Below are 25,471 nucleotides of genomic sequence, written 5' to 3'. Positions count from 1 at the left end.
TCCAGCGATCGTCGTGGGATGCCGCGTCGTCCACCGCGACATCCGTGGTTCAGGTATTAGTTTCAGGCGGCGCCGCGACGAGAGAACTCGTCGTCGAGGTCGTCCGAAGCCCCTTCAAGATTGAGATCGAACCCGCCTGAATTGGCCTTGGCGCGGGCAGGTGTCTTGCTCATGTGCGGGGCCGAGGCCATGACGGCCGAGCGCAGATCGCGCTTTGCCTTCTTGGCCGGCGGCGCGGCATGGAGGGCGGCCGCCGAGGTGGCGTCGAGCCGGAAGTAGCTGATCGCGGCCTGAAGCTGCTCGGCCTGGCTCGCCAGTTCTTCCGCCGTCGAGGACATTTCCTCGGCCGCAGAGGTGTTCTGCTGGGTCACCTTGTCGAGCTGCTGGATGGCGGTGTTGATCTGGGCGGCACCGGCGTTCTGCTCGCGACTGCCGGCGGAGATTTCTTCCACCAGTTCGGCCGTGCGCTGAATATCGGGCACCAGTTTACCGAGCATTTCGCCCGCCGATTGCGCGGCCTTCACGGTCGTGCCGGAGAGCGTCGAGATTTCCGCCGCCGCAGCCTGGCTGCGTTCGGCAAGTTTTCTCACCTCGGACGCCACCACCGCAAAACCGCGGCCATGTTCACCGGCACGAGCCGCTTCCACCGCGGCGTTGAGCGCGAGGAGATCGGTCTGGCGGGCGATTTCCTGCACCACCATAATCTTTTCAGCGATCGTCTGCATGGCCGAGACGGCGTTATTGACGGCTTCGCCCGAGGCGATCGCATCGGCAGCGGACTGGCGCGCGATCTTTTCGGTCTGAGAAGCATTGTCTGCCGACTGCTTGATCGTGGACGCCATTTCTTCCATCGAAGCGGAAGCTTCTTCCGTGGACGACGCCTGTTCGGTGGCGCCCTGGCTCAGCTGTTCGGCCGTGGCCGACATTTCCTGGCTGCCCGCGGCGACGTTGCGGGTCGCAGCGGTCACTTCGGCAACCACTTCGCGCAGTTTTGCGGTCATGGCGTTGAGCGCCTTGATCAGGTCGCCGACTTCGTCGTCTCCCTTGATCGAGACGGTGGCATTGAGATCGCCGCCGGCGACCTCATTGGCCAGCGACACGGCACTCGACAATGACCGCGAAATCGACAGGACGATCCAGGTGGCGGCGATAGCGGCGATCACAGCCGAGCCGACCAACAGGGCGATCAGCAGCATGCGACTCTGCTCGTAAAGTGCATCGGCATCGGCATTGGCTTGCCGCATCTGCGTGTCATTGAGCTCGATGATGGCATTGAGGGCGTCCACCGAGACCAGGCGTGCCTCGCGGGCGGCGCCATTGGCCAGTTCGGCTGCCTTGTGATCGCCATTTTCGAGGGCCGCCACTTCCGCCGCTTCGACGCCGCTCAGCCAGGCCGTTACCTTTTGCTGATAGGCGGCGAACGCCGCGCGGTCGCTGGCGGGCAGCGCCTTGGAGACGTTCTCGATTGCGGCGAGCAGGGCGGCCTTGCTCTGGGCCAGTTCACCGTCATAGACGGCCTGATCCGCCGGATCGTTCATGCTCAGAATGACATTGCGGATATCGCGCGAGATGACGAGCATCTGCGCGTCCAGCGCCTTGAGCGCGGCATAGGTGCCGAAATCCGTGCCCTGGCCGCTCGACAGCGCGGCTTCAAGACGCCGTTCGATGGCTTCAAGGCCGTTGAGCGCGTCCTGTTGCAAAGCACCGGCAGCGCTGATGCGCTCGCCCGCCACGATATCGGAATTGAGGCTCGCAAGGCGGTGGACTTCGCCGTGCTGGACCAGATAGCCGTTCCAGGCCTCAAGGAAAGCCTCGACCTTCTGCTTGCCCTCGGCGCTCGAGAGGTCGCGCAGCTGGGTCAGCTGGGCGGTTATGGCGGTCTTTTCGGTATCGATCTGGCCGGAAAACTGCTCAAACGCGGTTTCGTCCGAGGCCAGGATCAGGTTCTTTTCGTCCCGGGCGACGCGCAAGGTGCGGGCATTGATATCGGCGGCAATCTGGATGCGCTGGACATTACCCTCGACCATGGCTTCCATGGAGCCGCTCAGCGCGGCGAGGTTCTGTATGCCCATGAACATGCCGATGGCTGACATGGCAACCACGACCACGAAAGTCGCGGCGAGTTTGGTCTTGATGGTCAATCTCACGATGCAGGCCTTTCTTCTGATGCTGCCGCGGACGGACTTCTGCCGCCCGATGTTTCGAAAATCCGCTCCATGTCGGGGATGATGATGAAGCCGCCATTGCGCTTGCCGATGCCCTTGACGAATTCGGGGCGCCAGCGCATGCCGACCTTTGGTGCCTCTTCGATCGAGGCGGTTTCGATATCGGTGACATCGTGCACCTTGTCGGCGAGAATGCCGGCAATGGTGGGCTCGCCGTCGATATCAACTTCCATGACGACGATGCGCGTATCCTCGTCGGGCTCGGGCCGTTCCATGCAGAACATGACCCGCAGATCGGCCAGCGGCACGACGCGGCCACGCACATTGATCAGCCCGCCGACGAATGCCCGCGCACTCGGCACTTCGGTGATCGGCACGAGATCGAGAATTTCGCGCACCCGGCTTGCCTCGACCGCAAAGAGCTCGTCTTCGAGCCGGATGGTCAGGGCCGTCATATAGTCCTGGTTCTCGCTCATGCGGCCCTCCCGAGATTACGTTCGACATAAGACTGGCCGGAGGCCACGAGGTGGGCGGTATCAAGGATCAGCGCCACGGTGCCGTCACCGAGAATGGTGGCGCCCGAGAAGGATTTGATGCCCGAATGCAGTTTTGAGAGCTGCTTGATCACCGTCTGATTGTTGCCGATGATCTGGTCGACCACGAGCCCGACGCGGCCTTCGCCCGAGGAGACGATGACGACTTTTTCATGCGCATCGCCCTCGCCCTTGAGGCCAAAAACTTCGCGCAGCCGCAGGTAGGGCACGAGCGAACCGCGGATATCGAGGAAGTTGCGGCCCTTGGCGGACGCTTCGAGGCCGGCGGGCAGCTCGACGCATTCCTCCACCGCCGCGAGCGGGATGGTGTAGCGGCCATCCCCGACCCGGATCAGCATGCCATCGATAATGGCGAGGGTCAGCGGCAGGCGCAGGGTAAACACCGAGCCCTTGCCCGGCGTCGTCGCCACATCGATCGTGCCGCGCAGCCCGTCAATGGTGCGCTTGACCACATCCATGCCGACGCCACGGCCGGAAAGCGAGGTGACTTCGCTGGCGGTCGAAAAGCCCGGCGCAAAGATCAGGTGGTTGAGTTCCTGCTCAGTCAATTTGGTATCGGGCGTGATCAGCCCGTTCTCTTCAGCCTTGGCGCGGATGCGCTCATGGTTGAGGCCGGCGCCATCGTCGATCACCGAAATCGCAACCTCGGCACCCGAATAGACCGCCGAGAGCCGCACCGTGCCCTTGGGCTCCTTGCCGGCCGCGACGCGCTTGTCCGCGCTTTCAAGGCCATGATCGACCGAGTTGCGAATGAGGTGCACCAGGGGGTCGGCCAGGCGCTCGATCACGGTCTTGTCGAGTTCGGTTTCTTCGCCTGTGGTGATGAACTCGATCTGCTTGCCAAGCTCGCCGGACAGATCATGCACAAGGCGCCGGAAGCGCGAAAAAATCGTCCCGATCGGCACCATGCGGATGCCCATGGTGGTGTCGCGCAGGCCCGAAGACAGGCGCTCCAGTTCCTCGGCAATGGTCTTCAATGCCGTGTCGGACGATGAATTGGCGATCTGGCTGAGGCGCGCCTGGGCAATCACCAGTTCGCCAACGCGGTCCATCAGCTCGTCGAGCCGTTCGGCCGGCACGCGCAGGGAGGTCGCAGCGGGCTTTTCCGCCTCAGCCTTTTCGGCCTTGGCTTTCTTGGCTTTCTTGGCAACCGGCGGCTCTGGCACGAAGGGCGCCTCGGGCATGGCATCGTCGGCCGGTGCCATAACAACCGGCGCCGCCACAGCTTCAATCACCGGGGCGACGGCACCTGCCGTCAGCGGGGCGACGGCATCCGCCGTCACCGCGGCCAGCGTCAGTTCCATATTGTCGCGCAGGAACAGGAAGACATCGTCGATCGCCGCTGTCGGGTCCTCAGACGTCTCGATATCGACCTGCCAGCCGATATAGCTGACCTCGGGATCGATGATGTCGAGATCGGGAATGCGATCGGTCAGCGCCAGGACCGTTGTCGGGCCAATTCCGGCCAGTTCCTTGAGCAGCAGTTCGGGATTGGTGCCGTAGATCAGCGCATCGTTCGGCAGATAGAAGGTCAGCCGCCAGCGCTTTGCGCCCGTGTCAGCCGGCTTTGCCGGTTCCGCAGCCACCACCGCAGGCGCCGGCGCTGCTTCACCGTGACCGTCCACGGCCGCACCATCAACGATGGCGCGCAGCTGCACGAGAATCTCGGCGCCGCCATCGATAGGCGCATCCGGGTTCTCGATCAGCAGGTGAATATGGTCCTTGGCGTCGAGCGCCACGCCAATAAGAGCGGTATTGGCCTTGCTCTGGCCCTTGCGCACACGGTCAAAGGCCGTCTCGAATTCGTGGACGAATTCGGCGACAGCCGTAAAGCCGAACATGGCCCCCGAACCCTTGATGGTATGGAGGGCCCGGAAGGTGGAATTGATCAGATCGTCATTGGAGGGGTCTTGCTCGAGATCGAGCAGGCCGGCCTCGAGCTGATCGAGCAGCTCGCGCGCCTCCTGGCGGAATGTCTCGCTCGGATCGGAAATGTTCATGCCCCGGTGACCTTCTTGATAACGGCCAGCAACTGGTCCTGCTTGAACGGCTTGACGATCCAGCCGGTGGCGCCCGCTTCCTTGGCCTGACGCTTGAGTTCCTCGTCGGACTCGGTGGTCAAGAGGATGATCGGGATGCCCTTGCTGGCGGGGTGCTGGCGATATTTGCGGATGAATTCGATGCCGTTGAGAACCGGCATATTGAGGTCGGTGATGACGGCATGGACCGTATTGCTGGTGGCCTTGTCATAGCCGTCCTGGCCGTTGACGGCTTCGATCACATCGAGGCCGGCGGCAGTCAGGGTCATGGCTACCATCTGGCGGATGGAGGCGGAGTCATCGATGGTGAGGATTGTCTTGGTCATGCCGTCGCGTCCCGTAGCGTTAGATGTGTTCGGTCCAGAAGCGGGCCGTGGGCTGGGCGGGGTCGAGGAACCCCGCACCCTCGAGAACAGCCTGCAATTTTGGGCCCGGCGGCCCCTTCAATGTCAGTGATTTGCCCAGAGCCTCGGCCTTGGCCCGCGCCGACAGCAGCGTCTGGACGGTGCTCACATCGGCCTGGGCGATGTCCCTGGTGTCGAGGGCGATCGCGGGATGCGCGGTAACTGCCTCCTTGAGGCGGCCAAGCATGTCCTGGGCGGACTTGATGGAGACGTCGCCGGTCAAAACGAGCGTGAAAGTGCTGCTCCCGGTCATGGCAGCGACCTGGTCGGAAAATGTATCAGCGATGTCATAATGCTCTCAGGCTTGGACTAGTTAACAACCGGTGAACGGTGCAAAGTATTCAGGCGGCGGCGCACCCGTCTGGATAATGAATTGACGATGTCTGCAGCCGTATTCTTATCCGGCCTGAATATGATCATTCCTTAAATGGCTTAATCATTGGTTACAGACATAGGTTTTTTACTAGTCTCGATCGTCACTCGTTAGTATAACGCCTCAGTAAATACAGTCTCTTTGAAAGAGTATCTCGCCGCACGATTCTGAGTCCAACCCGAGGAGGGCGGAATCGTGGCAAATAGACTCTTGAACGATTCAGAGTCCTGCGCCCGGCAATACTGATTGATTCATTAAGGCCGCTACTGTGCGGCGGAGCGGAAACGTCGAATTCCCAGCAATTTTATGCAGTGCAGCGGCGCATGGGCGCCCGGTAGGCCCTGCCTTTATTTCGCCCCGATTGTGGCAGTGCCCAGTCGAACCTTTGCTGCTGCCACGCTCACGAAGTCGCGATTTGCGAATTTTTTCGTCTGATCTCAGTCACTTCCGCACGGCAAGCGGCGGAACACGATTTTTTTGCCCCAACGCGATGCTGGCTCACAAAGTCAGGACGCGACGGGTTCCGACCAGTGGAAATCGGGCCGCGTCACATGGGAAAGCCCCTCGCTCTCCCCGGCAATGCGGCGCAACACGATCTGTCCGAGGCGCCGCCCGGCTTCCACGAAATCCTCGGCCACCGTTTCGGCCGCCGGCTGGAACTGCATGAACATGGAAGAGGACTGCTTGGTCACCACATGCGCGGTGCGCCCAACCACATGCCCTGCCTCGGCCAGGCCGCCGAGAATGGCGAGCGCGGAAACTTCCGAGGCACAGATATAGCCATCCGGACCATCGGGGCGCTTGGAGCGCTTGATGACATAGTTGCGAATGGCGTCGGTGGGGCTGCTGAGGTTCACGTCGGCGGCAAACTCATAGGCAATGCCGGTTTGGCGGGCGCCGCGCTCGATGCCGGCCTTGAGGTGCTCGGTATAGGTCAGCGCGCTGTCGGGCAAGACGATGGAGACCTTCTTGCAGCCCTGCGCCGCGAGGCGGAGCGTCGCGTGATAGGCGTAGTCCTCATTGTCGAAATCGACGAAGGGATGAAATTCCGGCCAATGGCTGCGGCCATGGCTGACAAAGGGAAAGTCATTGTCGAGGAGAAAGCGGATGCGCTCGTCGAAGGTTTCCGCCTTGGAAAAGATCACGCCGTCGGCCATGCGATTACGCACGATGTGCCGGATCGGCTCGATTGGCTGCACATTGCGGAACAGCGGCGTGATGACGAGATGATAGGACGTGTCGCGCAGTGATTCGGTGATGCCGGTCACGAGCGAAGTGCCAAAGCCGTAAATCTGCTCGTCGGGCTCGAGCACCAGCGAAATCACATTGGTACGGCCGGTTTTGAGCCGCAAAGCCGCCCGGTCCGGCAGGTAGCCGATTTCGGCGGCGATGCGCTGCACCCGGTCGCGCGTTTCCTGCGCCAGTTCGGGCGCATTGTTGAGCGCGCGTGAAATGGTGGTCACCGCAAGGCCCGTCATCTGCGCAATGGTCTTGAGCGTCGGCTTGCCGGAAGGCTTCACGCCGCGCTTGCTGCGCCCGGCGGACGGCAAATCGTCTTGCGACACGGAAATATCCCCTCATCCGTCCTTAGGCGGACGACTTGTGAAGGAAAACAACATCAGATTGGGGGCCAGAGATCAAGATAAAGCGGAAAACTCCCAACAGGTCAGGTGCCCATGGGATGCGCTCAACGCCCGGACGGCGTTCGATACCGCCTCATCGGCGCAGTAAAGTCCGCGTGAGGTACGTATGTCAATATACTGATGACAATATTTGCCGTGCCCCGTCTTAGCCGTTGTCTTGACCTCGGCGCACATGTCAAAAGCGAGATAGGGATGCTGCCATACAAGGCGGCGAGGCGTGTTTGGCGGCGGCGATTTCCGCGGCAAGAGGAGGCAGAAGATGCGCAAGGTCGGCATCGGCATCGTTGGTTTGGGTAATATTTCGGCGGCCTATCTGAAGGCGGCGCAGAGCTTTCCGGTTCTCGACATCAGGGCTGTCGCCGACCTCAATCCGGCCACAGCTGCGGCGCGCGCCGCCGAGTTCGGCGTCAAGGCGGTCAGCATGGACGAGATCTTTGCCGACCCCGCAATCGAGATCATCCTCAACCTCACCATTCCCAAGGCCCATGTCGAGGTGGGCCTCCGCGCCATTGCCGCGGGCAAGCATGTCTATTCGGAAAAGCCGCTCGGCGTGGTCTTTGCCGAAGGCAAGAAACTGATCGAAGCCGCCCGCGCCAAGAACCTCCGCGTCGGTTCGGCGCCGGACACCTTCCTTGGCGGTTCGCACCAGACCGCCCGCCGCATCGTTGACGAAGGCCAACTCGGCCAGGCCGTCGGCGGCACTGCCTATTTCATGTGCCCCGGCCACGAGCGCTGGCATCCCAATCCGGCCTTCTATTATGAAGCCGGCGGCGGCCCCATGCTCGATATGGGTCCCTATTACATCACCGACCTCGTTAACCTGCTCGGTCCCATCGCGAAAGTTTCCGGTTTTGGCACCATGCTGCGCGATACGCGCACCATCACCTCGGAAGCGCGCAATGGCGAGGTGATCCCGGTTCATGTCCCGACCCATGTCTCGGGCACTCTGGTCTTTGCCAATGGCGCGCTGGTGCAGGTTTCCATGAGCTTTGACGTGGCCGGCCACAAGCACGTGCCGCTCGAAATCTACGGCACCGACGCCACCCTGATCGTTCCCGATCCCAACAACTTTGGGGGCCAGGTCGAGATCTTCAAAAAGGGCGGCGCATGGGAAAACGTCGATACCGACCAGCCCTATGCCGACGGCAATTACCGTTCCATCGGCCTTGCCGATATGGCGCATGCCATTGTCGAAAACCGCCCGCACCGCTGCAATGGCGACCTGGCCCTCCACGTCCTCGAAGTCATGGAAGCCTTCGAAACCTCCTCGCGCACCGGCCAGGCCGTCGAGATCACCACCCCCGTCACCCGCCCTGCCCCACTCGGCACTTCCCTCGTGGATGGCAAGCTCGGGCGGTAAGCGTTTTGCCAATCAGCTGCGACGCCTCCTGCTGAAGGGCCAACCCACCCACCGGATGTCATCCCGGCGAAGGCCGGGACCCATCCTGAGATCTCAAGATGGGCCCCGGCTTAAAGCCGGGGTGACAACCGAGTTTGTTTTTCGCCCTCACCCCCGCTTCTGCGCCATCAGCGCCAGCGGCCTGCCTTCGAGATCCTTAAAAAAACCCATCCACTCCTCCATCCCGTCTTCATGCCGGTGAATGAGGCGTGGCACTTCCATAAACTCCACCCCGCGCGCCGAAAGCGCTTCGTGGGCCGCCCCTATATCGCCAACGCGAAAATAGAGAACCGATTCCGGTCCCGCCTCGGCGCTTTCCTGCAGATAGAGCCGCAATCCGCCGCAATCGAAAAAGCTCAGGGCGCCGAACTGATAGAGATGCGCCAGCCCCAGAACGTCGCGATACCACGCCGTCGAGGCCTCGATGTCCCGCACCTGGCGCGACACCTGTCCTAGCCCCTGCAATAGTCTTTCATCCGCCATTTTCTCCTCCCGCCCCGGCCCCGCCTAAATTGGCGCATCGAGGGGGAGATGGTCCAGTCCCAATTGCTGGCGCAGCGTCCTACTGAGTTTTGCCGACCGAATCGTCGCGCCACGTCACAGCGAGAAACGCCCCGACGAAGGTTTCGACACCTTTGCGTCGCATGATGGGGGGATAGGTGAGGGTCGATGTTAACAGTCTGCTAACGAAAGGGCACCGCAAACAGCCGGTTTGAGGTCAGATATCCTCGGTCCGCAAGAACCGTTCACGCCGTGGTTTGCGCCCCAAAAGCGTCAGCACCACCCCCGGCACCCCGATCACCGCGAAGGCGGGATAGGTCAGCAAGGCATCGAAAACCCGGTCGAGCAGATTGGCGAAAAACCGGCCATGGAAAAACTCTCGAACGATATCAAGGCTTTGCGCATGAATTTGCAGCCAGATATCGCCCAGCGACGTCATGACGACGCCATTGGCCGCCAGCGATTTGGTGCCATCAATGACAAGCAAGACCAGCGCCAGGCCAATCAGCCAGGTGCCGACAATTCGCAAGGCTATCCGCATTCACCCGTCCCGTGCCCAGAAGCGCCAAACCGCCCCGCACCCCCTCCTTTTGCCACGTGCACCGGCCGTTTCACAAGAGATCAGCCCGATCACGAAAAACATACGGGACAGGGCGAAACTCACACTTGCGCCGGAGACGTTCATCAGTATATTGCGCAACGCTCGCAACGGCATAACAAGGCCGTGCGCTACCTGGTTCCAGGGTTGCAAAGGCGATGCGGAGAGATGGCCGAGTGGTCGAAGGCGCACGCCTGGAAAGTGTGTAGGCGGGGAACCGTCTCGAGGGTTCGAATCCCTCTCTCTCCGCCATTTTTAATCCATTGATTTTGTTTGATATTTTACGCTACGGCAGTGATGGCTGACGTTAATCTTCGACCGCGTTTCAGGTATGCTCGGGCGCGGCCTCAATGTGAGACCGCGCTCATGCAGCCTATCTGAAAGGACCGGAGAGGTTCGGCACCGCTGCTGGACGTTCGGCGCCTGGAGCCGCACGAGTGCCGGCGACGGGGCCGGCTGCCGCGCCCCACAAATTCCCCGATAGGTGGGAAAGAACCGAGAGCGCACCGCGACGCGACGGCATGAACCAGGCGAAGAACAGCACGCGGATCACCCAGGCGAGACGTCCGGTGAACTGCATGCCCCAAAGTTCGGTAATGCCGCGCCGGCCGGCAAGACCAGCCGCCTGCCCGAGACCGCGGAAATTGAAGCCCTTGACGGACTGACCCTTGATCGCGCGGGAAATATTACGCCCCACGCAATCGCCCTGCTTCATGGCAAAGAGAGCGTTGGCCGGGCAAGGCTCGCCAGTGCCCGGATGCGGCACGGCGGCGATATCGCCGGCGACCCAGATATTGTGGCTGCCGCGGACGCGCAGGTCGTCACTGGCGATGATCTGGCCCGCGGCGTTGCGCGGCAGAGATTCGGTACCGGGCAGAACGCTGAAGCTCACCCCGGCGGCCACGACCGACAGGTCGGAAGCAACTGTCCTGCCATTGGCAAGCTCGACGTGATCCCTGTCGATGCGCGAGACACGCACGCCCTGATGGATCTGCACACCCTGACTGACGAGCTGGCGTTCCGCCGTCTCGGCGATATGGTCGAAGTCGGGGCGCAGCGAGGGCAGCAGTTTTTCGCTGGATGACACCAGGTGCACATTGACCTTGGCCGAGCCGGCGCGGCCGTAGCGGGCAGCGAGGGCCGAAGCGGTCTCGACGCCGGCCAGCCCACCGCCAACCACCACCACATTGCGCGTTTCCTGCGCTGAGGCGTCACGGCTTTCGAGCTCGCCAACCAGCTTCTGCATGTCCCTCGAATTCTTCACGCACCAGCCATTTTCGGCAAGGCCGGGAATGCGATCAAACGGATCGACTGATCCGGCAGCGATGACGAGGTGCTCGAACTTGAGTTCCCGCATTGCGCCAGCGCTCTGGACAGTCAGCGTGCGGCCGGGAAGGTCAGCCGAAACGACCTCGCCCTCCACGAAGCTATCGCCCACGATCGGCCCGATCGGGGTCAGCGTGCTGCCGACTGCGAGATCGCCGGCCAGCACTTCGCCTGTCCAGCCATGATAGGTGTGGTGCCCATCGCGCGACACGAGCGTCAGTTCGACCTCGCCGCGCGCCACAAGCGAGCCAAGACGGGAACGCAGAACGGAAAAGGCGTGGAGGCCAGCATAGCCGCCGCCAAGGATGACTATGCGGCGCATATGACCTGCTCCTCTGCCGGCGTTGCAAATGTGTGGGACGGCCCGCCCTCGATCAGTTTTCCGAAAGACCGGAAAGGGGCGAGATGGAAGCCGAGATGCTCGTGCTCTTTGGCGAGCTTTAGAATGTGCTCTGCCTGATCGAGCTGAGCGTCACCCATGCAGAAATGCCCCTGATGGCCGGAGAGGGCCAGCAGCATGGTTTCTGCAAGGCATGCATAGGCCAGCTTGGGAGCGAGGGCGATGGAACCGCGCAGATCAAAGCCGGGAATTTCGACAAGGCCGCCATCGACGATGAGAACGTCAGGGCGTTCGGTCAACAGGCGCTCGTCGGTATTGCGCGGCACGGTGTCGTCGAGAACGATAGCGCCGCGCTTGAGGTGCTCGCTGCGGAGCAAGGCATCGGGAGAAGAGGTCAGCAGCACAACGAGATCGGCCTCGGCGACATCCGCCATATCCACGCTAACTCTGGCCTCGACACCCTCGCGGCGCACATCTGCGGCCAGCGCTTCAAGGCGCTTCTCATTGCGCGCCACGAGCAAGAGCCGGCCGGGATGCTGGCGGGCATAAAGCCGGGTCAGGCAAGAGCCCACGCTGCCGGTCGCGCCGACAATGGCGATCAGCGGGTCGCGGCCAAGCGAGCCCATCAGTTTTTCAATGGCCTGCAGCGTCATGGCGGCGGTAAAGGCATTGCCATTGGTCACGCCGATATCCCTGCGCTTGGCAAAGGCCCTGCCGCCAACCGAAGCAGGCGCGGTCAGCGCGCCCAGCCCCACAACGGAGGCGCCGAGATCGCGCGCCTTGTCGATCGCCGCAGAAATGCGACCCTGCACCTGCGATCGCGGCAATGTAAGCAACTGCGTCGGCGTCAGAGGAACAGTAATGATCCGGCCGACGATCTTTCCGGGCAGATCAACCCGGGACATTTTTCCGGTCACCATCGGGGGAACCGGAAGATGCTTCAACGCACTTCGCCAGATGACTTCAGGAACCAGCGAGAACGGCTTACCGAACAGTATACCCATATCTGCACGCAGCGTATTTCTCGGGTGTACCAAGAACGCAAACTCAGACTGCATAACAACCCCGCCATGGTCGCGCCGCTACTGGCGACGCCGCAGTCAGGGTTTTAGCACAATTTTAAGAAAAGTTTAACGGACTGTTAAGATTGTTTAAGACTTAGTTAACGCCCTCCATCCAAATGCACGAACACATGGCAACACACGTTTAAGCCTTTGCCCTTATGATGTTATCTTGGAGTATCTCCGTAGCGCCTAGCGTCAGGCCTGTTGCGAATGGCAGGAACCCTGCCTCTCGCCTGAAAATTCTGGGTCTTGTAGGGCGGGAAGCAGGGGTTAGTCATGAGTGCAACCGAGCCAGATATTTTCGACCTCAAGGGCCTGACATCGGCCCTCGACGACAAGGCGGAATATTCGCTGAGGCGGGCTCTCGAAGCGGTCCGCGTGCATCTCGGGATGCAGGTGGCCTACGTTTCCGAGTTCGTCGGCGATCGCACCTATTTTCGCGAAGTGGATGCGCCCGGCCTTGAACACGTGGTCAAGCCCGGCGATTCCATGCCGCTCGACTATGTCTATTGCCGGCATATTCTGGAAGGCCGCTTGCCCGAACTGATGCCCGACGTGCTCGACGAGCCGTTCGCCGCCACCATGCCCTTTACCACCGATATGGGCATTCGCGCCCATATGAGCGTGCCCATCAAGCTCCAGGATGGGACAACCCACGGCATGTTCTGCTGCATCAGCACCGAGCCGCAGCCATCGCTCAACATGCGCGATCTCAAGATGATGCGGGCCGTTGCCGAACTGGCGGCCGTGCTGATCGGGCGCGAAATCGATGCGACGACCGAGCACCGGACCAATCTCGAGCGGATAGAGCGCGTGCTTGCCGGAGACGAGCTTTCGATCGTCGTGCAGCCCATTTTCCGGATCGCCGATCATCGGCTGGTCGGGTTCGAATGCCTGTCGCGATTTGCCGGCCCGGAGGGTTGGACGCCTGATATCTGGTTCAAGATGGCGGCGTCGGTCGGGCTTGGCGTCGAGCTTGAAATGATGGCCGTCAAGAAGGGTCTGGCGCTGCTGGATCTCTTTCCAAAGGACATTTATCTGACGCTAAACGTCTCGCCTGACACGGTTATTTCGGGTGCCGTGGCCGAGGCCATTAAGGGCAAGGATGGGCGGCGGGTCGTCGTCGAAATCACCGAACATGCCAGCGTTTCGGACTATGAAGCGCTTGGGCACGCCTTGAGCCACGTCCGTGTCAAGGGCGTGCGTCTGGCGGTGGACGATGCGGGGGCGGGCTATGCGAGCCTGCGGCACATTCTGGCGCTGCAGCCCGATATCATCAAGCTCGACATCAGCCTGACCCGGAACATCCAGGACGATCTGGCGCGTCACGCGCTAGCCGCGGCGCTCGTCCATTTCGGACGGGAAACCAAGAGCCAGATTTTGGCGGAAGGCGTTGAATCTGCTGTTGAATTTGAAGCCTTGCGCAAACTTGGCGTCGACACGGCACAGGGTTATTTTATCGGCCGGCCGATGCCCTGCGCCGAGGCCTGTCTACTCATTGCACAGCAGCAGATCGCAGCCCGGCCACGCCCGACCCTGGCCACTCCGAGCATAAAAGCCGCCATTTAATGGGGTAAACACGATATCTGCCCCGACCCGGGCGGACCGCCTGACCGTGTCAACCAAAGGCCCGCTGAAGCCGCGTTCGGTTGCGGATTGGCTATGGGGTGGTTGACATCTGGGTAACGCGTGGTAACGTTCCCATGAGAGCCATGGAAATGGCCTAGGGAGGATCTGCCGTTGCGCAAGCGCCGGCCTACCATCATCGATGTGGCTGAGCGGGCCGGGGTGTCGAAGAGCACCGCGGCGCGTGCCCTTGCGGGTGCGGAAAGCATTCTCGGTGAGACGCGCGAGAGGGTGCTCGCGGCGGCCAAGGCTGTGGGCTATGAGCGCAACCACCTGGCGGTAGGGATGCGCTCGGGGCGCTCGGGCATGCTGGGCCTCGTTATTCCCGATATCACCAACCCGTTCTGGGCCGATGTGGCGCGGGGCGCGCAGGACCGGGCGGCGGAGGCGGATGTCTCGTTGCTGGTGTTTTCTTCGGACTGGGACCCGGCCAAGGAAGAGAGCCATTTGCGTGCCTTGCGCCGGGCGCGCGTCGATGGGGCGATCGTCAATCCGGTTTCCGATGCGCTCGATGATCTCGACAGGTTCGGCCTGCCCTTCGTGCTCATCGGTTCGAGTGCCGAGCGGTTTGCCGATGTATCGAGCGTTGGCTCCGACATCACTCAGGCGGTGGAAATCGGGCTCGACCATCTGGTTGCCAAGGGGCATCACGCCCCGACGCTGATCGTCGGGCCGAAATCGCGCCTGGCGCGGACGCGGTTTTTGAATGCCGTGCAACGCCATAGCATCAAGCGCGATGTCGATCCGGGCCAGCTGGTAATCGAAGATGGCGAATATACGCTCGAGGGCGGGCGGCAGGCGATGTTGCGGCTGCTCGACAGGCCGCATGTCGGACACACTTGCGTTTTTGCCGCCAATGACATGATGGCCATCGGCGCGATGATGGCGGTGCGCGAGCGCGGGCTGCGCTGCCCCGAAGATGTGTCGATCCTCGGGTTCGACGGCATCCCCTCGGGGGCGTTTACTTTTCCAGGGCTCACCACCATTGCCAAGCCCGGCCGGGATATCGGCACGCGGGCGGTGGAAAGCCTGTTCGACGAAATCGAAGGACGGCCGGAACACGGCCGCGTCTATATGCCTTGCCGGCTGATCGATCGAGCCTCGCTCGCCGATCTGTCGCGCGAACCCCGCAAAATGGCGGGGTAGGGAGGATCTGATTGATGGCGGAACCGATAGAGGGCCGTGTTGCCGTATCCAGCAATGGGAACGTTCCCACTAGAGATACGCATGCGCGTAACGTGGGGCGGGAGTCGGTTAGCAGACTGTTACCGTCGAGCGCAACCTTGAGGGCGCAAGTGCGACAATGGTGGCCCTATTACGCGATGATGGCGCCGGGGCTGATCTTTTTCATCATCTGGCACTATGTGCCGATCTGGGAAGCCAAGATGGCTTTCGAACAGGTCCGCATCATTCCGCCCAATATCTGGGTCGGGCTGAAGAACTTTCAGGTGCTGTTCTCGTCGCCGATTTTCTACCAGGTGCTGGCCAATACCCTGATCATTTCGGGCATGAAGATCCTCTTCGTGTTCCCCGTGCCGATCATCGTGGCGCTGCTGCTCAATGAAATCCGTAGCGGCAAGCTGCGCGGCACGCTGCAATCGGCGATCTACCTGCCGCACTTCCTGTCTTGGGTCGTGATCTCGGGCGTGTTCATCGCCCTCCTCTCCCCCACAGATGGTGCGGTCAACCAGATCCAGACGGCGCTCGGGTTTCAGCCGGTGAGCTACATGACCAATACCGGCACCATTCGCTGGGTGCTGGTGATCTCGGAAATCTGGCGCTCGGCCGGCTGGGATAGTCTGCTCTACCTCGCCGCCATCTTCGCGATTGATCCGCAGCTTTATGAGGCCGCGGAGATGGACGGGGCCAATCGCTGGCAGAAAATCTGGCACGTCACCATTCCCGGCATCGTGCCGACCATCGCGACGCTCTTCATTCTCAATATGGGCATGTTTCTCAGCGCCGACCTCAACCAGGTCATCAACATGCAGAACGACGTCAATGCTTCGACGATCGATATTCTCGACACCTATGTCTACCGGCTGGGCCTCTCCACCGGCGAATATGCGCTGGCCACGGCTGCCGGGCTCTTCAAGGCCGTCATCGGCATGATCCTCGTCGTCACCTCGCATCTCGTCAGCAAAAGACTGACCGGCAAGGGAGTGTGGTGATGGCCAGTTCCGTGCGCCGTTCTCCGCTGGAGCGGGTCGAATATGTGCTCATTGTTTCAACTCTCCTGCTGTTGGTGGTTTTTACGCTCCAGCCGCTGTTGAACCTGCTTGCCCTGTCCTTCACCGAACAGGGCAAGGTGGCGGGGTTTTCGGGGCTTTCCATCGTGCCCGATGGCTTTTCGCTCGATGTGTGGACGCTGCTGTTGCAGCATCCCAATGTGCAGCGCGGGTTGTTCAACTCGATCTGGATGACGACGACGAGCGTTCTCATCGGCGTCATGGGGACGGCGCTGATGGCCTGGGGTCTGTCGCGGCCGGGCCTGCCGGGGCGGCGGCTGATTTTTCTGATGGTGCTTGTCACCATCGTTTTCGAGCCAGGCATTATTCCAGACTACTTTCTTATGAAGCGCATGGGGCTGCTTAATTCGCCCTGGTCGGTGATCCTCTATAAGGCGGTCAGCGCCTGGTACCTGATCATCCTCGTGCGCTTTTTCGAGGAAATTCCGAAGGAACTGCTCGAAGCCGCCGAGCTCGATGGGGCCAATCCGTTCCAGACCTTTTTTATGGTCGTGCTGCCGCTGGCCAAACCGGCGCTTGCCACCATTGCGCTGTTCTACTTCGTGCTGCACTGGAACGAGTTTTTCCGCTCGATGATCTACCTCAACGACCAGACCAAATGGCCGCTGCAGGTGGTGCTGAGGCAGTTCGTGATCGAGGGCGATAAGATCGCCATCGTCGGGGCGAACAATGCCAATAACAATATCGGGCTGGCGCAGATCAATATCCGCGCGCTCAAGGCGGGGATGATTTTCATCACCATCCTGCCGATCCTGGCGCTCTACCCCTTCATCCTCAAATATTTCACCAAGGGCACCATGTCGGGGGCGCTGAAGGGATGAGGATTTTTTCGACGCCGGCGCGTGTGGCTCCACCCCCTCCCATCCTCCCCCATCAAGGGGGAGGTGGTGCATCGAGTGTCTGGCGCGATCTCGCCCAATCCACTGTCCCTTCACCTCCCCCTTGATGGGGGAGGTCGGGAGGGGGTGGTGGGAGCCACCGACAAAAATTCCGCGCAAGCGGTGTGACTAAAAACAATGGAGGAGACTAAAATGACACTGAAGAAATTGCTCCTGGCGACGACGGCAATTGCCATGCTGGCGGGGCTCGCGGCCCCGGCTATGGCGCAGACGACGCTGCGTCTCGTCAGCAAGGACCTGCTCTCGACCAATCCCGATGACATGAAGGAAATCGAGGCGATCGAAGCGGCGCTCAAGGCGCAGGGCGTGGATGTCGATATCCAGACCGTTGACCTGCCGGGTGGCACCTCGGCCTATGTCGAGGCGCTGGGGATCATGCTGCTGTCGGGCGATATTCCCGACATCATGTATTTCCAGGGCGGCGACCAGAAAATGGCCGACCAGGGAATTCTGGAAGACCTGACGCCCTATATCGAAGCTTCGGCCAATGTGAAGGCAGCGCTCTGGCCGCACAATGTCGACCGGCTCGCGAACTATCCCTACCTCCTTTACATCTACCCGCCGCGCGCGCCGCAGCCGGTGATCCGCCAGGATTGGCTGGAAAAGCTCGGGCTCGAAGCGCCAAAGACCGTCGAGGAATATGAGGCCTTGTTCCAGGCCATTCATGACGCCGATCTCGACGGCGACGGCACTGCCGGTAATACGCTGGGGCTGACCGGCTTTGGCAATACGGGTGAATTGGATTCCATCTTCAACCAGGCCTTTGGCGTGACCGGAACCTGGATGAAGAATGCCGATGGGCAATGGGTCAATGCGCGCGTGACCGACGCGGAAAAGGCAAAGATCGAGTTCTATGCGCGGCTCGCGGAAAAGGGTCTCTTCGACAAGGAATATGTGACCAACACGTTCGATGTGAAGGAAGACAAGTTCTACACCGGCAAGGCTGGCGTGGTGTTCGGCTCCTCGCCCGAAGTGATCGACATTTATGCCGGCAAGATGCGCCAGGCGCATCCGGGCGAGGATATTTTCCTCACCTTGCTGCCGATCCCCTCAGGCCCGGGAGGGCGGGGTCTGGCAGCAGTCGACGTTTCCAAAGAATCGCGCGGCTGGGCCATTTCCTCGCTCTCCGAGCACAAGGAAGAGGCTTTTAAGGTGCTCGACTTCATGGCTTCCAAGGAGGGCCAGGATATCGACCGGCTCGGCTTTGAAGGCACGCAATATACCAGGAATGACAGCGGCCAGGTTGTTTTCAACGACGCGATCTCGACCTGGTACGCCCGCTTCTTCAACGCCGCCAACTGGACCCCGCCGACCCCGCTGCTGTCGCCCACGGCACAGGAAGCACTCGACACGATCAAGGCGAATTTCGTCGCGGACAATGCCTTTGTCTGGCCGGCTGAATTTGCTGCCGATGTCGATGCGACCGAGCAGGTCTATCGCTCGTGGGTGGCCAAATTCATCACTGGGGAAGCCGGGCTTGATCAGTGGGATGCGTTTGTCGCCGAATACAATGCGGCCGGCGGCGAGCGCATGGCCGAGCACGCAAGGACAGTGCTGGGCGAGTAACCGAAGACCGGTCTGGCGGGATGTCGTCAGGCCCACAGGACGGCACCTCCCCCTTGATGGGGGAGGTTGGGAGGGGGGGCTGGGAGCCGCGATGTCGTGGCTCACACCCCCACCCTTGATCCCTCCCCACAAGGGGGAGGGTGTCGACTGATAGAACGCGGCAAGCGCCGGACCAAAAATCCGGCGACAACTAAAATGACAAAAGAGTCGGATTCGACATGACCCCATCCTTCCAGTCCCGCATTCGGGCCATGCTCTATGGCATTGCCCTCGGAGATGCGCTGGGCGCGCCGGTGGAAAAACTATCGGCGGCGCAGATCAGGGCGCGCTATGGCCGCGTGACATCGGTGATGACGCGCTGGCACAAGATGGACCTGCCGCCTGCCGAGCGAAATCATCGGGTGCGCGGGGATGGCGTCATCACCGACGACACGCTGATGACCCTGGCGCTGATGGACATCTTTGGCGACACCGGGCGGCATCTCGACGCCTGGGACATGGCCGACGGCATGGTCAAGCAGATCGCCTGGACGCCGCGCTGGGTGCCCGAATTACAGCGCGAAGCCATGTTGATCGACCGGCTGTTTTATCCCGAAAAGTGGATTTTCCAGCGGCACCAATTGTCCAATTGCGATCCGCGCCAGGGCGGGATCGGCAATATGGTGAACTGCGGGGCGGCCATGTATATCGCGCCCATCGGGGTCGCCAATGCGGCCAATCCGCGGGCGGCTTATGATGAGGCGATCGGTTTTGCCGCCGGGCATCAGGAGAGCTATGGGCTCGAGGCCGCCGGGGTGATGGCGGCGGCGGTGGCGGCGGCTTTCGTGCCGGGCAAGACCATCGAGGGCGTGGTGGAAACCGTGTTGGGGCTCGCCAAGGACGGCACGCGCGATGCCATTGCCGAGATCGCCGATGTGGCGACCCGGCTGCGCGGCAGTGGGGCTGAGCATGCGGAAATTTGCGACGCGTTTCACGCAGCAATCGCGCCCTTCTCGGTGATGGGCGACGACGTCAATCACATGCCAGAAAAGGTCGGGCGGCTGACCGATGCCTATCGGCCGAGCCGGTTGCAGGCGATCGAGGAATTACCCCTGGCGCTGGGGTTTTGTCTCCTCAATGGGGGGAATTTCCGGGCCTCGATCGAGGACGGGATCAATTCGGGGCGCGATACCGATTCCATCGGGGTGATGGCCGGGGCCATTTTGGGGGCGCTGCATGGCGAGGCCGTCATTGATGAAGCCGATCTCGCCCAGATCGACGCGGCCAATCGCCTCGATCTCATGAAATCGGCCGACGCCTTTGCGGCGGTGGCTGCCAAAATCATTGCCGCTGATCGCGCCGCTGCCCGCGCGCGCGAAGAGGCTTTTATTCAACTCAATCTCGCCTGAAAGTTGCCCATGCTGACCGAAACGGAAATCCTCGAAAAGATCTATGCCGGGTTCATCGCCAAGGCCATCGGCGTGCGGCTTGGCGCGCCTGTGGAGCCGACTATCTGGAGCTATGATCGTATCCAGAAGACCTATGGCGAGGTGACGCAATATCTCCGCGATTTCAAGAATTTTGCTGCTGACGACGACACCAATGGTCCCGTCTATTTCATTCGGGCGCTGCGCGATTATGGGCTGAATTGCACCGCCGAGGACGTGGGCAGGACCTGGCTCAATTATGCGGCTGAAGAGCATGGCATGTATTGGTGGGGCGGGTTTGGCGTTTCGACAGAACACACCGCCTACAAGAACCTGCAGGCCGGGATTCCGGCGCCGCATTCGGGCTCGATTGCCACCAATGGCACGACTGTTGCCGAGCAGATCGGCGGGCAAATCTTTATCGATAGCTGGGGCTGGGTGAACCCGGGCAATCCCAAGCGCGCGGCCGAAATGTCGGCCATGGCAGCGTCAGTGGCCCATGATGGCGACGGGCTCAATGGCGCGCGGTTCTGCGCGGCGGCGATTGCGGCGGCTTTTGAAGCCAAGTCGATCGACGAGATCATCGAGACGGCGATGGCTGAGATCGACGCCAATTCGACCTATGCAAAAGTTTGCCGGGCTGTAATCGATTTCCATAAGGCCAATCCGGATAATTGGCGGCTTTGCCGCGATATGCTGACGGCGGATTGGGGCTATGATCGCTATCCCGGCGTCTGCCACATCATCCCCAATGCCGGCGTGACCATCATGTCGATCCTTTATGGCGCGGGTTCGCTGCCGCGCACGGCCGAGATCGCTACCATGGCGGGCTGGGATACCGATTGTAACGCTGGCAATGCCGCGGCGATCGTCGGGACGTTTCAGGGGCTTGATGCGAGCTGGGACAAGTATCGCAAGCCGATCAGCGATTTTCTGATTGCCTCGGGCATCGTGGGCTCGATCAATATCGTCGATATTCCGAGCTTTGCGCGGGAACTGACCGTCTTGGCGCTGCAACTGGCCGGGCGGGACGTGCCGGCGCTGTGGCTGGAAGATTTTACGCGTCGCGGGCTTCGGTTTGATTTTGACCTGCCGGGTTCGACCCATGGGTTTCGTACGGAGGGTTTTAACCAGATCAGCCTGAAGCATTCGGACGAGCGGCATGTGGAAGGGTCGCGCGGGTCGCTGGAAATTCAGCTTGATCGGCTGGAGCGTGGTCAGGGCGGGCGGATTTTCTGGAAGCCGTTCTATCGCCGCAGCGACTTTGACGACGAGCGTTATCGCCCGATGTTCTCGCCGGTGGTCGACGCTGGGCAGGTGGTCAAATTCAAACTCTGGCTTGATCCGTGGAATGGCGACGGCAATCTGCGGGTGGCGCCCTATGTGCGGCGGGCCATGAGCGGGGCAATCGAGGAAACCGGGGCCTGGCATGTGCCTTCCCATGATGGCTGGCAGGACTATGAATTCGTGGTGCCCGATGGGGTTGAGGCGATCGACGAGATCGGCATTTCGGTCGAGTATTTTGGGCGGTTGAAATTCCTCGGGCGGTTGTTCCTCGCTGATTTCACCGTGTCGGGGCCGGGGCATCTGGAGATCGAACCGGCGACGGAAATCCAGGAATGGGGCGCGATTTCGCGCTTTACCTGGAACCGAGGGCACTGGACCAAGCAGTTTGGCCGCATCCATGGGCACGCTTCGAGCGATGCGGATATGTGGACCGGGCACTATTATAGCCGCGATGTGACAGTGTCGGCGGATCTGGAAGTGCTGGCTGGCCAATCGCAACTTGTCACCACGCGCGTACAGGGCACCGGGCGGTTTTATGCGGCTGGGTTCCAGAATGGCGCAGCCGTCATTGTGAAACATGACTTTGGGCAGACTGTGCTGGCGAGCGTGCCGTTCAAGCCTGAGGCCGGGCGCGTCTATCGCGTGGAGCTTAGCGTTGAGGGCGACACGCTGGCGCTTGAGATCGATGGCAAGGCGCTGGCGTCCGCAACTGACAAAACCTTTGCCTATGGCATGTCGGGGTTGCGGCTTGGATCGGCGGGCCGCATGGCGGTTGACCGCTTTGCCGTGACGGAAAAGTAGGAGGCAGGAAAGATGCCGGAAATCGAGCTCCGCAATGTCAGCAAGAGTTTTGGTAGCGTCACGGTCATCAATGACCTGTCGCTCTCCATGGAAAAGGGCGAGTTCGTGGTGCTGGTCGGGCCTTCGGGCTGCGGCAAGTCCACACTTCTACGCATGATTGCCGGGCTGGAGCCGATTTCGGGCGGCGAGATCACCATTGGCGGGAAAGTGGTCAACAACATGCCCGCCAAGGAGCGGGACCTAGCCATGGTCTTTCAATCGTATGCGCTCTATCCGCATATGAAGGTGGCGGACAATATGAGCTTTGCGCTGCGGCTTGCTGGTGTTTCGAAGGCCGAGCGCGACAAGCGCGTCGCGGACGCGGCGGCCATTTTGGGGTTGGAAAAGCTGCTCGACCGGCTGCCCAAGGAGCTTTCGGGTGGGCAGCGGCAGCGCGTGGCAATGGGGCGCGCTATCGTGCGCAATCCGCGGGCGTTTCTGTTCGACGAGCCGCTGAGCAATCTCGATGCGAAACTGCGCGTGCGGATGCGCGCCGAGATCAAGGCGCTGCACCAGCGGCTGGGGAAGACCACGGTCTATGTGACCCACGACCAGACCGAGGCCATGACCATGGCCGATACGATTGTGGTGCTCAATGGCGGGAAAATCGAACAGGCCGGCGCGCCGCTCGATCTCTATAATGATCCCAATAATCTCTTCGTGGCGGGATTCATCGGCTCGCCGGAAATGAACCTCGTTGAAGTTTCCACGCTCGGACCTGAAACTTCGAGCGTGGCGCTGGCGGGCGGGGAAAAGCTCCCAATTGCTCGTCCGCTGCCGCTGCCTGCGGGTACGCCGGTGATCTATGGGGTCAGGCCGCAGCATATCGGGCTCAACGCTGGTGGCGTGGCTGCCGAAGCGCTGGTGGTGGAGCCGACGGGCGAGGCGCAGGAAGTGCGGGCGCGGATCGGGGCGACCGAGATCAGCGTCGTCATTCGCGATGCGGACTTGCTGGTGCCGGGCCAGAAGATTGGGCTTGGTATCGATCCGGCAAAGGTGCTGCTGTTTGACAAGGCGAGCGGGGAAAGGCTCGGACGGTGAGTTTTTCGCACGCCCGGTTTGACGGCACGGCGACGGGGCCGCTGGAGGGCATTCGCGTTGTCGACCTGTCGCGGCTGATGGCGGGCAATATGTTGAGCCTGCAGCTGGGGGACTTTGGCGCCGACGTCATCAAGGTGGAGCCGCCCGAGGGCGATCCGCTGCGCGACTGGACGGAGGAGGGACACTCCTTTTTCTGGAAGGCCTATGGGCGGAATAAACGCTCGATTTGCCTCAATCTGCGCGAGGCGGCGCAGATGGATGTGCTGCTCAAATTGATCGATACGGCCGATGTGTTCATCGAGAATTTTAGGCCGGGGACGCTCGAAAAAATGGGGCTGGCGCCGGAAACGCTGCTGGAGCGCAATCCGCGGCTGGTGGTGGTGCGAATTTCGGGGTTTGGGCAGACCGGGCCCTATGCGCATCTGCCGGGGTTTGGGACCATTGTCGAGGCGATGAGCGGCTTTGCCGATCGGACGGGGTTTGCGGATCGCGAGCCGGTGCTGCCGCCGCTGGCGCTCGCCGACATGATTGCCGGGGTTTATGGCGCTTCGGCTGTGATGACCGCGCTTTATGCGCGGGATGTGCGCGGCGGAAAGGGGCAGGTGATCGATCTGTCGCTGCTTGAATCGATGTTTTCGGTCTTGGGGCCAGAGGCGGGGATTTTTGCCAAGACCGGGAAAATCAAGGAGCGGGTGGGGAGTGCGTCCAATACCGCTTCGCCGCGCAACGTTTATCGCTGTGCCGATGGGGGCTATGTGGCGCTGTCTGGATCGACGCAGACGGTGGCGCGGCGAATTTTCGAGATTATTGGGCGGGCGGACATGAACAGTGATCCGCGCTTTGCGAGTAATTCGGATCGCGTAAAGCATCGCGATCTGGTGGATGGGGCGATTTCCGAGTGGTTCGCGACGCGGACGCGCGATGCTGCTTTGGCAGAGATGCGGGCGGCGGGGGCGACGGTGGGGCCGGTCTATAATATCGGCGATGCGATGGGCGATGCGCATTTTCAGGAGCGGAAAATCGTCGTGGCGCTCGATGACGACGAGTTCGGTGACATGCCGATGCACAATGTGGTGCCGCGGCTTTCAGGGACGCCGGGTGGATTTCGGCGACCGGCGCCCGGCTTGGGCGAGCATGGGGCTGAACTTTTAGCCGAACTGGGGTTTGACGCGGAATTCCGGAGGCGTGGGTGATGCGCTCGCTGCTCTATGTGCCGGCCGACCAAGAGCGGTTTATTGCCAAGGCGCATCTGCGGGGGGCGGATGGGGTTATTCTCGATCTGGAGGATGCCGTTGCCGAGGAGCGCAAGGATTTTGCGCGGGGTAATCTCGGCGAGGCGGTGAAGAGTTTGCGGCAAGGTTCCGGTCTCGTGGCGGTACGGGTGAATGCTGGGTCGGAAGCCGATGTCGCCGCGGCACTGGCGGCAGGGGTGGACCTGCTGGTTTTTCCTAAGGCCAACTCGGTCGCGGTGGTGGATGAACTCGATGCGATGATACGGCGGCATGATGGGGCAGACACCCCGGTGCTGGCGACGATTGAAAGCCCGGCCGGGGTACTCGATGCGGCAGCGATTTGCCGGCATCCAAGGCTGGCGGCGATCAATTTAGGTAGCGAGGATTTTGCGCTGGAACTGGGCGGGGTGCCGGACCCGGATGTGCTGCGCCTGCCGAAATTGCTGGTGCATTATGCGGCCAAGGCGGCGGGGAAGCGGTCGCTGGGGCTGCTGCGGTCAATTGCCGATTATGCCGATGTTGAGGCGATTGGCGAGGCGGCGCGGGAGGCGCGGCGGCATGGATTTGATGGCGCGACGTGTGTGCATCCATCGGCGGTGGCGTTGCTCAATGAGGCTTTTGCGCCTAGCGCTGCTGAGGTCGAGTGGGCGCGGGCGGTGGTGGCGACCGAGGGGACGGTTAGTCTGGATGGGAAGATGATCGACAAGCCGTTGCGGGATCGCGCGGCGGCGATTTTGCGGCAGGTGGAGTAGGGCCGGAGAGACCTCATGGTGAGGTGCGCAGCGGAGCGCAGCCTCGAACCACGAGGTCGGGGGAGTGGAGGCTTTGTGCCACGCCCTCGTGGTTCGAGGCTTTGCTCTGCAAAGCACCTCACCATGAGGGCTACGGGGGGTGGGGTGACGCACACCCGTGGGTGGGC

General features: G+C 61.5%; 21 protein-coding genes and 1 tRNA gene. 12 read left to right on the top strand and 10 right to left on the bottom strand.

From position 1 onward, the window contains the following. Nucleotides 1–62: 62 nt before the first annotated feature. From ASD83_RS16810 to ASD83_RS16785, 6 genes are all read right to left on the bottom strand, one after another. Complete coding sequence (locus tag ASD83_RS16810) at nt 63–2,147, bottom strand: methyl-accepting chemotaxis protein (protein ID WP_082561293.1); 2,085 nt, start codon at nt 2,145–2,147, stop codon at nt 63–65. Next, on the bottom strand, nt 2,144–2,641 hold the full coding sequence (locus ASD83_RS16805) for a chemotaxis protein CheW (RefSeq protein ID WP_244489215.1): 498 nt from the start codon (nt 2,639–2,641) through the stop codon (nt 2,144–2,146). Before ASD83_RS16805 ends, ASD83_RS16810 begins: the two co-directional genes overlap by 4 nt. Beyond that, nucleotides 2,638–4,719 carry a chemotaxis protein CheA gene (locus ASD83_RS16800; protein WP_056313053.1) on the bottom strand — a complete coding sequence of 694 codons (2,082 nt, stop codon included), beginning with the start codon at nt 4,717–4,719 and terminating at the stop codon, nt 2,638–2,640. Before ASD83_RS16800 ends, ASD83_RS16805 begins: the two co-directional genes overlap by 4 nt. Continuing rightward, the gene (locus tag ASD83_RS16795) at nt 4,716–5,084 is read right to left on the bottom strand and encodes a response regulator (protein WP_056313051.1); all 369 of its coding nucleotides are present in this window, start codon (nt 5,082–5,084) and stop codon (nt 4,716–4,718) included. The genes ASD83_RS16800 and ASD83_RS16795 overlap by 4 nt, the downstream gene beginning before the upstream one ends. A 19-nt stretch (nt 5,085–5,103) precedes the next feature. Further along, complete coding sequence (locus ASD83_RS16790) at nt 5,104–5,415, bottom strand: STAS domain-containing protein (protein ID WP_056313049.1); 312 nt, start codon at nt 5,413–5,415, stop codon at nt 5,104–5,106. Nucleotides 5,416–6,041: 626 nt separating this feature from the next. Continuing rightward, nucleotides 6,042–7,100: a LacI family transcriptional regulator gene (locus ASD83_RS16785; protein WP_244489214.1), complete on the bottom strand. Its 1,059-nt coding sequence runs from the start codon at nt 7,098–7,100 to the stop codon at nt 6,042–6,044. Between the two features lie 337 nt (nt 7,101–7,437). Here ASD83_RS16785 and ASD83_RS16780 point away from each other — a divergent pair, with 337 nt between their 5' ends. After that, nucleotides 7,438–8,538, top strand: a complete 1,101-nt coding sequence (locus ASD83_RS16780) for a Gfo/Idh/MocA family protein (RefSeq protein ID WP_056313047.1) — start codon at nt 7,438–7,440, stop codon at nt 8,536–8,538. A 147-nt stretch (nt 8,539–8,685) separates the two neighbouring features. Here the strand turns inward: ASD83_RS16780 and ASD83_RS16775 are convergent, their stop codons facing one another. Then, a complete protein-coding gene (locus ASD83_RS16775; protein ID WP_082561292.1) occupies nt 8,686–9,060 on the bottom strand; it encodes a VOC family protein in 375 nt (124 codons plus the stop codon). Between the two features lie 235 nt (nt 9,061–9,295). After that, complete coding sequence (locus ASD83_RS16770; RefSeq protein WP_056313043.1) at nt 9,296–9,619, bottom strand: hypothetical protein; 324 nt, start codon at nt 9,617–9,619, stop codon at nt 9,296–9,298. A gap of 219 nt (nt 9,620–9,838) precedes the next feature. Here ASD83_RS16770 and ASD83_RS16765 point away from each other — a divergent pair. Beyond that, a tRNA-Ser gene (locus ASD83_RS16765) sits at nt 9,839–9,928 on the top strand. A 121-nt stretch (nt 9,929–10,049) separates the two neighbouring features. Here the strand turns inward: ASD83_RS16765 and ASD83_RS16760 are convergent. After that, on the bottom strand, nt 10,050–11,324 hold the full coding sequence (locus ASD83_RS16760; RefSeq protein WP_056313041.1) for an NAD(P)/FAD-dependent oxidoreductase: 1,275 nt from the start codon (nt 11,322–11,324) through the stop codon (nt 10,050–10,052). Beyond that, entirely contained in the window at nt 11,312–12,247 is a 936-nt protein-coding gene (locus tag ASD83_RS16755) for a polysaccharide biosynthesis protein (RefSeq protein WP_200946528.1), read from the bottom strand. Before ASD83_RS16755 ends, ASD83_RS16760 begins: the two co-directional genes overlap by 13 nt. Before the next feature lie 435 nt (nt 12,248–12,682). Here ASD83_RS16755 and ASD83_RS16750 point away from each other — a divergent pair, with 435 nt between their 5' ends. From ASD83_RS16750 to ASD83_RS16705, 10 genes are all read left to right on the top strand, one after another. Then, nucleotides 12,683–13,975 carry an EAL domain-containing protein gene (locus ASD83_RS16750; protein ID WP_082561290.1) on the top strand — a complete coding sequence of 431 codons (1,293 nt, stop codon included), beginning with the start codon at nt 12,683–12,685 and terminating at the stop codon, nt 13,973–13,975. Nucleotides 13,976–14,146: 171 nt separating this feature from the next. Next, nucleotides 14,147–15,178, top strand: coding sequence for a LacI family DNA-binding transcriptional regulator (locus ASD83_RS16745; RefSeq protein ID WP_056313040.1), 1,032 nt, complete (start codon nt 14,147–14,149; stop codon nt 15,176–15,178). Between the two features lie 149 nt (nt 15,179–15,327). After that, entirely contained in the window at nt 15,328–16,203 is an 876-nt protein-coding gene (locus tag ASD83_RS16740; protein ID WP_244489213.1) for an ABC transporter permease, read from the top strand. Then, nucleotides 16,203–17,102, top strand: a complete 900-nt coding sequence (locus tag ASD83_RS16735; RefSeq protein WP_056313036.1) for a carbohydrate ABC transporter permease — start codon at nt 16,203–16,205, stop codon at nt 17,100–17,102. The genes ASD83_RS16740 and ASD83_RS16735 overlap by 1 nt, the downstream gene beginning before the upstream one ends. A gap of 210 nt (nt 17,103–17,312) precedes the next feature. After that, nucleotides 17,313–18,746 carry an extracellular solute-binding protein gene (locus tag ASD83_RS16730; RefSeq protein ID WP_244489212.1) on the top strand — a complete coding sequence of 478 codons (1,434 nt, stop codon included), beginning with the start codon at nt 17,313–17,315 and terminating at the stop codon, nt 18,744–18,746. 218 nt (nt 18,747–18,964) lie between these two features. Next, on the top strand, nt 18,965–20,134 hold the full coding sequence (locus tag ASD83_RS16725; protein WP_056313035.1) for an ADP-ribosylglycohydrolase family protein: 1,170 nt from the start codon (nt 18,965–18,967) through the stop codon (nt 20,132–20,134). Between the two features lie 9 nt (nt 20,135–20,143). Next, nucleotides 20,144–22,240 carry an ADP-ribosylglycohydrolase family protein gene (locus ASD83_RS16720; protein ID WP_056313033.1) on the top strand — a complete coding sequence of 699 codons (2,097 nt, stop codon included), beginning with the start codon at nt 20,144–20,146 and terminating at the stop codon, nt 22,238–22,240. A gap of 12 nt (nt 22,241–22,252) precedes the next feature. Beyond that, entirely contained in the window at nt 22,253–23,320 is a 1,068-nt protein-coding gene (locus ASD83_RS16715) for an ABC transporter ATP-binding protein (protein ID WP_056313032.1), read from the top strand. Next, complete coding sequence (locus tag ASD83_RS16710; protein ID WP_056313030.1) at nt 23,317–24,513, top strand: CaiB/BaiF CoA transferase family protein; 1,197 nt, start codon at nt 23,317–23,319, stop codon at nt 24,511–24,513. The genes ASD83_RS16715 and ASD83_RS16710 overlap by 4 nt, the downstream gene beginning before the upstream one ends. Then, the gene (locus ASD83_RS16705) at nt 24,513–25,304 is read left to right on the top strand and encodes an HpcH/HpaI aldolase/citrate lyase family protein (RefSeq protein WP_056313028.1); all 792 of its coding nucleotides are present in this window, start codon (nt 24,513–24,515) and stop codon (nt 25,302–25,304) included. Before ASD83_RS16710 ends, ASD83_RS16705 begins: the two co-directional genes overlap by 1 nt. The last annotated feature ends 167 nt before the right edge of the window (nt 25,305–25,471 follow it).

The organism is Devosia sp. Root685, from assembly GCF_001427875.1.
Lineage (GTDB): Bacteria > Pseudomonadota > Alphaproteobacteria > Rhizobiales > Devosiaceae > Devosia.
Note: the sequence above shows the minus strand (reverse complement) of the source record. Positions and strands in the feature narration are given on the sequence as shown.